The organism is uncultured Frigoribacterium sp. (assembly GCF_963515265.1).
Classification (GTDB): Bacteria; Actinomycetota; Actinomycetes; order Actinomycetales; family Microbacteriaceae; genus Frigoribacterium.
The window spans coordinates 1-2,643 of record NZ_CAUPYL010000275.1; the positions used below are offsets into that span (position 1 = coordinate 1).

Below are 2,643 nucleotides of genomic sequence, written 5' to 3' on the forward strand. Positions count from 1 at the left end.
GCCCTGGCCGTGCTGCTCGTCACGAGCGGCTGCTCGGCCCTCGCCGACGGCGGCACCGGCGGCCCCGCCGGCACAGGCGGCGCAGCCGCCGGCACCCCGCGCGTCGTCGTCACGACGAACATCCTCGGCGACGTCGTCGGCGAGCTGATCGGCGACCAGGCCGACGTCGTCACCCTGATGCCCCCGGGAGCCGACCCGCACAGCGTCGAGATCTCGGCCCGTGAGGCCGCCGACCTCCGCGACGCCGACCTGGTCGTCTCGAACGGCCTCGGCCTCGAGGAGGGCCTGCAGCAGCACGTCGACTCCGCCGCCGCGGCGGGCGTGCCCGTCGTCGAGGCCGGGGACCTGATCGAGCCCCTGGCCTACGCCGAGGGAGACGCCGAGGGCGAGCTCGACCCGCACTTCTGGACCGACCCGCAGCGGATGCTCGACGTCGTCGACGGGCTCGAGCGCGAGCTGGCGACGCAGGTGGACGGCCTCGACGCCGGTGCGCTCGAGTCGGCCGCCGCCTCCTACCGGGGCCAGCTCGAGCAGCTCGACGCCGACCTCGAGGCGAGCTTCGGCGCGATCCCCGCCGAGCGTCGTGCGCTCGTCACGAACCACCACGTCTTCGGCTACCTCGCCGAGCGGTACGGGTTCCGCGTCGTCGGGGCCGTGCTGCCGAGCGGCACGACGCTGGCGGCGCCGAGCGCGTCCGACCTCGCCGGGCTCACCGACGCGATCGAGGAGGCGGGGGTCGCGACGATCTTCGCCGACGCCTCCCAGCCGGACCGCCTCGTGCAGGTCCTCGCCGACGAGGCCGACGTCGAGGTCGACGTCGTCGCCCTTCACACCGAGTCGCTCAGCGCCCCCGGCGGGGGAGCCGAGACCTACCTCGAGATGATGCGCTCGAACGAGCAGCTCATCGCGACCGGCCTGTCGCCCTGACCGGCCCGCACCACCCCCATCACCGAACACGGAAACGGATCACATGACCCAGCGACACCAGATCTCGCGACACCAGACCAGGGCCCTCGCGGGCCTCGCCCTCGCCGCCTCGGCCGCGCTCGCCCTCACGGCGTGCTCGAGTGCAGGAGGCGCGGGGGGCGACGGCGCGACCGGCGCGGCCTCCGGGGCGGGCGCGACCACCGCCTCCTCGGCGCAGCCCCGCATCGCAGCCACCTACGACGGCGGGGTGCTCGTGCTCGACGCGACGACCCTCGAGACCGTGGCCGACATCGAGCTGGCCGGCTTCAACCGGGTCAACCCGGCCGGCGACGGACGGCACGTGCTCGTCTCGACCGAGGAGGGGTTCCAGGTGCTCGACACCGGGGCCTGGACCGCCGACGGGACGTCGGCAGAGTCCGTTCACTACACCGCCGAGCCCGAGCTCACCGACCTCGTGTTCGAGGCGCCGACGCCCGGCCACGTCGTGCGCCACGGCGACAAGACGATCCTGTTCTCGGACGGCACCGGCGACACCACCGTCTTCGACACCGCCGACCTGCTCGACGTCTCGTCGACCGGCGAGCTGCCCGCGACCGAGACGATCTCGTCGCCGGAGGCCCACCACGGCGTCTCGATCGAGCTCGAGGACGGCACCCTGCTGACGACGATCGGCGACTCGGAGTCCCGGGTCGGCGTGCGCGCGCTCGACGCCTCGGGCGAGGAGACCGCGCGCAGCGAGGAGTGCCCCTCCGTGCACGGCGAGGGCACCACGGCCGACGAGGTCGCGGTGTTCGGCTGCAGCGACGGCGTCCTCCTGTACGACGACGGCGCGTTCACGAAGATCGCCGCCGCGGACGAGTACGGCCGCACCGGCAACGCCTACGTCACCGACTCGTCGCCCGTCATGCTCGGCGACTACAACAGCGACCCCGACTCCGAGGGCTACGAGCTGACGCAGCTCACCATGGTCGACACGGCCGCCGCCAGCTCGCAGGTGCTCGACCTGCCCGACGGCGTGGCGTACACCTGGAAGGGCGTCGGCCGCACCGCGGACGACGACGCGCTCGTGCTCGGCACCGACGGAGCGCTGCACGTGCTCGACGTCGCCGCCGGTTCCTTCGGGGCGTCCTACCCCGTGATCGAGGCGTGGGAGGGGCCCGCCGAGTGGCAGGACTCGCACCCGAGCCTCTCGGTCGTCGGCGACACCGCGTACGTGACCGACCCGGCGTCGGGCTCGATCCACGCGGTCGACGTCGCGACCGGCGAGGTCACGGCCACGGGCGACCTCGGCGTCGCGGCCAACGAGATCGCGGTCGTCACCGGCTAGCCCGGGCTCTCCCCGTTCAGGAAGATCTGTCCTGAGCCGCGCAACGGGGGGAGCAGGAGTCCTGAGTCGTGCACAGTTCAGGAGGCGCGGGCCCGCACCTCCTGAACGGTGACGGTGACGGTGCCGAGTCGGTCCCGTCTCTGTCCCGTCGCCGCGCGGCGAGACGACAGAAAAGGTCCTTTCCCAGAAGGGAAAGGACCTTTTCTGACGGTTCATGACCGAGCGGAGGGAGAACCCCGCCCCGAGCCGGAGCGCAGAGCGGGGCCCCACCGGGAACACCGGCCCACGTGCAGGGTCGGGGCCGGTGTCGTCGTCACTCGGGTGAGGGCGGACCCTACTCGGTGGCGACGGTGATCTTCGCGACGCCGACGAGCATCTCGTCCTGGACG

Annotated in this window: 2 protein-coding genes; both read left to right on the forward strand. The window is 73.1% G+C overall.

Annotated features, from left to right (window positions below):
* Positions 1 to 3: 3 nt before the first annotated feature.
* On the forward strand, positions 4 to 927 hold the full coding sequence (gene aztC, locus RWM17_RS13870) for a zinc ABC transporter substrate-binding protein AztC (RefSeq protein ID WP_399540494.1): 924 nt from the start codon (positions 4 to 6) through the stop codon (positions 925 to 927).
* Positions 928 to 970: 43 nt separating this feature from the next.
* Entirely contained in the window at positions 971 to 2,254 is a 1,284-nt protein-coding gene (gene aztD / locus RWM17_RS13875; protein ID WP_314104626.1) for a zinc metallochaperone AztD, read from the forward strand.
* Positions 2,255 to 2,643: the final 389 nt, after the last annotated feature.

What these genes read in the sequence shown, in the direction of transcription:
- aztD (WP_314104626.1), top strand. Translation starts at nt 971, where the DNA reads ATGACCCAGCGACACCAGATCTCGCGACACCAGACCAGGGCCCTCGCG.